Raw genomic sequence first — 8,564 nt, 5'->3', positions numbered from 1 at the left:
CTCGCAGCAATTTACAACTACGAGTTAAGTTTAGCTGTCTCAAAATTCCAAACCCCCACCATAACATAAAACTTATTTTGCAAGAGGTCTATTATATGATGAAAAACTATTTGCCCGAATCTGCATTGTACATCCTCCGCTATCACTCATTTTATCCTCAACATCGCGAAAATGCTTACGAATATTTGATGGATAAACATGATCAAAAAATGTTTAAATGGGTTAAGTTATTCAATCCCTACGATTTGTATTCAAAGAACCCTAATCCTCCTGATTGGCAAAATTTAAAGCCTTATTATGAAGATTTAATGGCTAAATATTTCCCCTCAACCTTAAAATTATAAATTTCTGCTAATAGCAAAGGCAAATAATTTAAAAAATCCTTTACAGATATTATAACTGATGGGGGTTGTGGAGATTGCGATTATTTTTCCATAATACTGATCACGCCTGTTCTTTCACATATTGACAACAGCAGTAATGGGTCGAGAATGACATGTTTGGTGTTCATTCTGACTCTATCCAAAGAATTGGTCGAGATATAACAAGACTAATGGCTACTTAGTATAACAACTTAGCGTACTTGATAAGCATATTTAAGTCAACTCTGAAAATAAGGCAACAGGATTTTTATATATGGTGATAGTCTATAACTTTCTACCCCTAAAAGATAGATTTAAAAATAAATATTTTCCTTTTATGGTATTAAGTTTTATCAATTCAACTTGAGTAAAATATATTAACTTTTTTAAAGCATAGCTCTGATGAAAGCTACTTATTTGTGGCAAATACTCTAAAAAAAGCTTGAGTTATATAGATATAGAAGAGTTTTATTTGTTTTGTAAAGTTCGATAAACTGGGATCATATTTGTAATGATGCAGGTTAAACTAAAGGATGTAAAACAAAATACAAATTCGCAGTTAAATGATATAAGGTGCTAAAATTTTTATTGAGAACCTGTTTTTAGTCTACTTATTTCAAATGTATTTTCACAAAAAAAATGTGATTTTTTAATGTAGTATAGCGCTCATAGTTTTGCTTTAAAAAAAAACATCTAATTTAGAGAGACTAATAGCGCAAACGCCAATCACGTCACATTATAAGACGTTTGAGAGGAGTTTAAATTACCAAAAATAGTAGTAATGCTAGGTTAGATATAAAGTTTTAAGACCTAGCTAATATTATGATAACTTGCAAATTTATATCTTGCTAACCTTTTTAAAATTTAAATCCGTTGTTATAAATAGATGAATATCAAGAGAATTTCACTCATAGTTTGCATATTAAGTTTTGCTGTTATTGGTTGTACAAATGGCGTTCAAAATAACAACACTGTTAGTAATACTGTTACTAACACTGCTACCAACACTAGTTTAGAGAGTCAAGTTAGTAATCCAAATAGAAAATTGCAAACAATCGGCGTTGCTCTTGGTGACTTGGGTAACCCGTTCTATAATGCAGTGCAGAAGGGAACTGAGACAGAAGCCCAGGAAATTGGGGGGAATATCAGAGTTAATGCGGTTTCCAGTGGCTTTGACCTGAACCAACAAACTAACCAAATTGAAAATTTTACTGCTGCGAATACTGACCTAATTATCCTCAGCGCTGTTGACAAAAAAGGAGTTAAGCCAGTGATAGACCAAGCAAGGTTTGCAGGTAAGGTTGTGATTGCGGTAGATTCAGCCGTTGATGCAGATGTGGATGCGATGATTAGTTCCAACAATACCCAAGCTGGAGAAGTTGCTTGCCAATATATTGCCGATCGCCTCAAAGGTCAAGGTAGTGTAGTCATCCTCAACGGGACTCCGATGGACTCAATCAATCAGCGAGTGAGTGGCTGCGAGAAGTCATTGTCCAAGTATCCTGATATCAAACTCATCTCTAAAGAGCTAAACGCCGAAGGGACTAGGGATGGAGGACTGAGAGTTATGAGTGATTTGCTCACAACCTTTCCCAAAATTGACGCTGTTTTTGCTACCAACGATCAAAGCGGTGTGGGTGCAGATTTAGCAGCTAGACAAGCAAGACGCAATGAATTTTTTATTGTTGGGGTTGACGGATCGCCAGATGCAACCAAAGCAATGGAAGACAAAGATGGTGTATTTGCTGCAACTGCTGCTCAAAATCCTGCAGAAATGGCTCAAAAAGCGGTTCAGATTGGCAACGATATCATTCAGGGTAAAAAACCTGAGTCATCTGAGATTATGATTCCAGTCAAGTTGGTTACTAGAGAGAACCTTAGCAGCTACAAAGGCTGGTAATTCGTAATTACAACACGCACAAAAGGCTTGGTACAGGAGGGTTAGAATACTTTACTCTGTTTTTTTAACAATACATCGTTTCTAAATTTGGTGTAAGTAAGAATAACTTTTAGGAGATATATGAATGTGAAAAAGATTGCGTTTACCTCTGGTGTTGCGCTTCGCGTAATTGCAGCTAGCATACTAGGTATCATCAGTGGTAACCTTGTCGGCTGTACAAATAGTTCTCCCGATGGCAACACTGCTACTAACACTGATATTAAACCTGCTACCAATATTAGTGCAGAAATTAAAACTGCCACTGGGAATAGAAAATTACGAGCGGTTGGCTTCACCGTTGGCGATCTAAGTAACCCTTTCTTTGTCGTTATGGGACAAGCAGTTGAGGCAGAAGCGAAGAGAATTGGCGGAAAAGATGTCACCGTTATTGTAGCTTCCAGTGCCTATGACCTCAACCAACAAGCCAATCAAATTGAAAATTTTACGGCTGCGAATACTGATATCATTGTTCTAAATGCTGCTGACAAAAGTGGAATTAGACCAATAGTTCAAAAAGCAAAACAAGCAGGTAGAATTGTCATTGCTGTAGATACAGGTGCAGAGGGAGGTGTGGATGCCACTATCACTACTAATAATATCCAAGCTGGAGAAGTTAGTTGCAAATATATTGCTGACCGCCTCAAAGGTAAAGGCAATGTAGTAATAGTTAATGGGCCGCCAGTGGACTCGGTGATTCAGCGAGTTAGTGGCTGCGAGAATGTATTGTCTAAATATCCCGATATCAAAATCCTCTCTAAAAACCAGAATGCAGACGGTAGTCGGGATGGAGGACTTAGAGTTATGACTGATTTGCTCACAACCTTTCCGAAGATTGATGCTGTTTTTGCCATTAACGATCCGAGTGGAGTTGGCGCAGAACTAGCAGCAAAGCAAGCACGACGTAAAGATTTCTTTATTGTCGGGGTTGATGGTGCGCCAGAAGCAATCACTGCGATCGCAGCTAAAGATGGTTTCTATGCCGCAACTGCTACTCAAAATCCACGAGGAATGGCCCAAAAAGCAGTTCAAGTTGGCAACGACATCTTAAATGGTAAAAAACCTGAGTCACCTACCATTCTGATTCCAGTTAAGTTGATCACAAAAGAGAATGTCAGCACAGAAAAAGGCTGGTAAATAATAAAAATTGTGAATTTGCAATTAAAAATTATTTCTAATCTGAGTTGAGTCTTTTGCTGCATTGACAGACCTTTTGCACATACTGATGATGTATATATGTGCATCTGAGAAAATTTCTAAATATTGGAAGACGACGTTTACAAGTTTCCCAGATAATGGTCGGTTTTAAAACATGATTTTGTGATGATTTCAATTTCAGATTATTTTTGAGTTGATTGATTTCTAACTCACAATTACAAATTTTAAATTGTTTTTAGAGGAACTGCTGATGACAACAAGTATTGAAACCTCATTTGCTGATGCACCAATCACCACCCCTGTATTAGAAATGCAAGGGATTACGAAACGATTTCATGGTGTATCTGCGCTCCAAAATGTTAATCTCACGATTTATCCAGGAGAAGTTCACGCCCTCATGGGTGAAAATGGAGCAGGCAAAAGCACATTGATGAAAATCCTGGCTGGGGCTTACATTGCCGATGAAGGAGAAATTCGCATCAATGGTCAACCCCTGAAAATTACTGATCCGGCGACAGCCCGTAAAGCGGGTATTAATCTTATTTATCAAGAACTAAATGTTGCACCTAATTTAACCGTTACCGAAAATATGTTTATGGGTAGCGAGTTGCGGCGAGGTCAGTTTTTAGACCGCAAAGGGATGCACCTGGAAGCAGAGCAAGTGCTGGAAAGCCTTGGAGCCAATTTTACAGCGCAGACTGTAGTTGGTACTTTGTCGATCGCAGAACAGCAGCAAGTAGAAATTGCCAGAGCATTAAAAGACAAAAGCCGCGTTTTGGTGATGGATGAACCAACAGCAGCCCTGTCTGACCGCGAGAGTGACCATTTGTTTGAGGTAATTCGCAAACTACGGAGTGATGGTATTGCGATTATTTACATCAGCCATCGCATGGAAGAAATCTATGCCTTAGCTGACCGCATCAGCGTCCTCCGCGATGGTCAATATATTGGCAGTCTTACACGCAGTGAAATTTCTCCCCAGCGATTGGTGCAGATGATGGTCGGTCGCTCCATGCAAGACTTTTACGAACATCAACGGCAAATGAATCCTGGCCCCGTCGTGCTGTCAGTCAGAAATATGAGTGATACGCGTAACAAGGTTGAGGCGGCTAGTTTTGAACTTCATGCTGGAGAAATTCTCGGTTTAGCAGGGCTGGTTGGTGCAGGACGCACAGAACTATCCCGGCTGATTTTTGGTGCTGACCGTAAGGCCAGTGGTGAAGTATTCTTGAATGGCAAAAAACTGGAAATTAATACACCCAGTGATGCCATTGCTGCGGGAATTGGCTATGTCCCCGAAGACCGGAAAGACCAAGGTTTATTTCTGGAGATGAGTTCCCGCAAGAATATTGCCATCAATACACTTAAGCAGGATGCAAAAGCTGGAATTGTTAACTGGGCTTCAGTGAATCGGCTGTCAACAGAGGCGGTAGAAAACTTTAATATCCGCCTAGCCAATTTAGAAATTAGAGCGCTCGATCTTTCTGGTGGTAATCAGCAGAAGCTACTGTTAGCGCGTTGGTTAGCCATTAAACCCAGAGTACTGATGTTAGATGAGCCGACACGCGGCGTAGATATCGGTGCTAAAAGCGAAATTTACCGAATTATGAGCGAATTAGCAGCGCAAGGTGTTGCTATTTTAATGGTTTCCAGCGAACTATCAGAGATTGTTGGTATGAGCGATCGCGTCTTAGTGATGCGAGAAGGACAATTGGTAGGCGAACTGGATGGCAGTCTTGGCAAAGAAATCACCCAAGAAAAGATTATGCATTATGCAACTGGAGCATCGGAGGTATCAGCATTATGAGTCACACAGTCAGACCGCCAGCCAATAAATTAGCCAACAATCCCGCATCCCCCAACCGAAAATCAATCAGCACTCTGTTGGAAGTTGCGGGTATTCTGCCAATCTTAGTAATTATCTGCATCTTATTTGCATTCTTTTCTCCCAACTTCCTCACAGGCGGTAACATTGTTAATATCTTGCGTCAGGCATCAATCAATATTGTGCTGGCGACAGGAATGACCTTTGTAATTCTCACCGGCGGTATTGACCTTTCAGTTGGGTCAATCTTAGCTGTTTCTGCCGTAGTTGCCCTGCTAGTATCGCTACTGCCAGCTTTAAGTTGGGCGGCTGTGCCTGCTGCCTTGCTAGCAGGATTACTTTTAGGCTTACTCAACGGCGCTCTCATTACCTTTTTGGATGTACCACCTTTTATTGTTACCTTGGGTTCACTTACAGCCTTGCGAGGTGTTGCCTTTTTAGTTGCCAAGGGAACAACGGTGATTAACCGTGACATAAATTTTGCTTGGGTGGGTAATAGTTATGTCGGGCCTCTGCCGTGGCTAGTAATCATTGCACTACTGACTGTAATCGCTAGCTGGTTTGTGCTGCGGCAAACTGTTTTAGGAGTGCAGATATACGCCGTCGGTGGTAACGAGCGGGCTGCCCGATTAACTGGGATTAAAGTTAATCGTGTCTTGTTATTCGTCTATGGTATTAGTGGATTACTGGCAGGTTTAGCAGGAATCATGAGTGCCAGCCGTCTTTATAGTGCTAGTGGCATCGTCGGTACTGGTTACGAATTAGATGCGATCGCAGCTGTTATTCTTGGTGGAACCAGCTTCACAGGCGGTATTGGTACCATAGGCGGCACACTTCTAGGTGCATTAATCATTGCTATTCTCAACAACGGTTTAACTCTGTTGAACCTATCTTACTTCTGGCAACTAGTCGTCAAAGGACTAGTAATTATTTTGGCAGTAACGATTGATCGGTTACGCAGACGTTCCAGACGGTAAAAAATCAAAGTCTTTGGGAATTGGGCATTGGGCATTGAGAATAGAGGATGAGTCTTTGAACTCCATTAATGAGCCTTTGAACTCCATTAATGAGCCTTTGGTTTCTACTCTCCTGCCCCCCAATCCCCATTACCCCTTATCCCCAATATATAAACTATGTCTTCTACCACTGTTCGTCGTAAATCCAACACGTTTTATGTGATTTTGATTGCTGGTGCTGCTGCCCTCGGCGGCTTTCTGTTCGGTTTTGATACTGCTGTAATCAACGGCGCAGTTTCATCTATATCAAAAGCTTTTAACATCAATAGTTGGCTGACTGGGCTGGCAGTATCCCTAGCGTTGCTGGGGTCTGCGGTAGGAGCCTTTTTTGCCGGACAGATTGCAGACCGTTATGGTCGAGTCAACGCAATGGTAGTCGCTTCGGCGTTGTTTACTATCAGTGCCATTGGCTCTGGGATGGCCTTCACTATCTGGGATTTTATCTTTTGGCGATTATTGGGTGGGATTGGTATCGGCGTTGCTAGCGTCATCGCGCCGGCTTACATTGCCGAATGTTCTCCTACCCATTTGCGGGGAAGGTTAGGATCTCTGCAACAATTAGCGATCGTAGTCGGAATTTTCGTTGCCTTATTGAGCGACTACTTTATCGCTGTATCAGCAGGTTCAGCAGACTCGCCGTTTTTGTTTGGAGTTGCAGCTTGGCGCTGGATGTTTTGGACAGCAGTCCCGCCAGCAGTATTCTATGGAATGGTGGCTTTAACAATTCCTGAATCCCCCCGTTACTTAGTTGCCAAAGGACGGGAACCAGAAGCTGCTAACGTTTTGACCAAGATTTTAGGGGGTGATGTGCTGCCAAAAATCGAAGAAATTCGGCAGACAGTGCTTCGCGAACGCCAACCCAGCTTTTCTGACCTCTTAAGCAGAAGTGGCGGACTCCTGCCAATTGTTTGGATAGGAATAGGCTTATCTGTATTACAGCAATTTGTTGGGATTAATGTAATCTTCTATTACAGCAGTGTTTTGTGGCGGGCAGTCGGGTTTTCCGAAAAAGATTCCCTATCAATAACGGTGATTACAGGAGCCGTCAACATTATTACAACACTGATTGCGATCGCCTTTGTGGATAAATTTGGCCGCAAGCCCTTACTCATAATCGGGTCAATCGGCATGACCATTACCTTGGGGACGATGGCTTATCTTTTTGCCAATGCTCCCCTCGATGCTGCTGGGAACCCCAATCTTACCGGAAGCGCCGGGACTATAGCTCTCATCGCCGCCAACCTCTATGTATTTTGCTTCGGTTTCTCCTGGGGGCCAGTGGTTTGGGTGCTGTTGGGAGAAATGTTTAATAACAAAATTCGAGCCGCCGCACTTTCGATTGCTGCTGCAATGCAATGGGTTGCCAATTTCCTCATTTCCACAACATTTCCTCCCATACTGCAATATTTCGGTTTAGGTTCTGCCTATGGACTCTATACAATTGCGGCGGCTACTTCATTCTTTTTCATTCTCTTTTTTATCAAGGAAACCAAAGGAATCGAGTTAGAAGATATGTAATTGGCATCCATCTAGTACCGCTTGGCGTAATTCATAATTCGGATCTCTGTGTTCTCTGCGCCTCTGTGGTACCCTGCGGGAAGCCGCTTTGCGTCTACGTTAAAAAAAATGATTTTGGCAAATAGTTTTAAGCCTTATACAGATTACCTGTGAGGTTCCATACAACAAGGGGCTTAAGCCCCTTGTTTCACCAAGCTTGATTTTGTACAGTTTCACAAAGAATTGATTTGGGATTAGATGGGGTTAAAAGCAACAGTTAACAATTCAAAATTCAAAATTTACGCATTCAAACATTTTAGATATTTTCAGACGAGGATTTAAACTCCGACTGAAACTGGTGTTATGTGTATGGTTGGGGTCTTAAACCCAATAAGTTTATGATAAATTCCAACCTCCTGCTTTCTGCCTTCTTCACAACTGATGACTGCAAAGTAATTGAATAAATATGTAACTGAAAGAATTGGTACAAAAACAGGTAAAAAATTAAAAAAGTAATAAGTTCACAGGACAGTTATTTATATTATTACGATGCAGTATACAAATCAATCGTTAATAATCAGCCAATTGCTGTTACTGCCGAAGATGGAATTAATGTAATGCAGATTATAGAAGCGGCTATTAAAAGCAGCAATGAGCCAACAGTCATAGCGTTGCTTTAAGTAACTTAAAATTTAAACTCAAAATATGTAACTTTCATCTTGGTTAGCTTATAACCTGGAAGCTTTCGTTCGAGTGTAATCTCTTTCGTT

The 8,564-nt window shown here is 41.3% G+C and carries 7 protein-coding genes; all 7 read left to right on the top strand.

The features are described from left to right. Nucleotides 1-95: 95 nt before the first annotated feature. A complete protein-coding gene (locus tag V7K21_RS04285; protein WP_335171849.1) occupies nucleotides 96-344 on the top strand; it encodes an inositol oxygenase family protein in 249 nt (82 codons plus the stop codon). A gap of 904 nt (nucleotides 345-1,248) precedes the next feature. Beyond that, nucleotides 1,249-2,262, top strand: a complete 1,014-nt coding sequence (locus V7K21_RS04280; RefSeq protein ID WP_335171847.1) for an ABC transporter substrate-binding protein — start codon at nucleotides 1,249-1,251, stop codon at nucleotides 2,260-2,262. A 120-nt stretch (nucleotides 2,263-2,382) separates the two neighbouring features. After that, entirely contained in the window at nucleotides 2,383-3,435 is a 1,053-nt protein-coding gene (locus tag V7K21_RS04275; RefSeq protein ID WP_335171845.1) for an ABC transporter substrate-binding protein, read from the top strand. Nucleotides 3,436-3,706: 271 nt separating this feature from the next. Then, on the top strand, nucleotides 3,707-5,263 hold the full coding sequence (locus V7K21_RS04270) for a sugar ABC transporter ATP-binding protein (protein WP_335171843.1): 1,557 nt from the start codon (nucleotides 3,707-3,709) through the stop codon (nucleotides 5,261-5,263). After that, nucleotides 5,260-6,258 (top strand): ABC transporter permease subunit, encoded by a 999-nt coding sequence (locus V7K21_RS04265; protein ID WP_335171840.1) that lies wholly within the window; start codon nucleotides 5,260-5,262, stop codon nucleotides 6,256-6,258. The genes V7K21_RS04270 and V7K21_RS04265 overlap by 4 nt, the downstream gene beginning before the upstream one ends. Before the next feature lie 156 nt (nucleotides 6,259-6,414). Continuing rightward, nucleotides 6,415-7,815 (top strand): sugar porter family MFS transporter, encoded by a 1,401-nt coding sequence (locus V7K21_RS04260; RefSeq protein ID WP_335171837.1) that lies wholly within the window; start codon nucleotides 6,415-6,417, stop codon nucleotides 7,813-7,815. 482 nt (nucleotides 7,816-8,297) lie between these two features. After that, nucleotides 8,298-8,474 carry a Gfo/Idh/MocA family oxidoreductase gene (locus V7K21_RS30565; protein ID WP_442948845.1) on the top strand — a complete coding sequence of 59 codons (177 nt, stop codon included), beginning with the start codon at nucleotides 8,298-8,300 and terminating at the stop codon, nucleotides 8,472-8,474. Nucleotides 8,475-8,564 lie beyond the last annotated feature (90 nt).

Source organism: Nostoc sp. (genome assembly GCF_036919595.1).
Classification (GTDB): Bacteria; Cyanobacteriota; Cyanobacteriia; order Cyanobacteriales; family Nostocaceae; genus Nostoc.
This window is presented reverse-complemented; position numbering and strand designations above follow the sequence as displayed.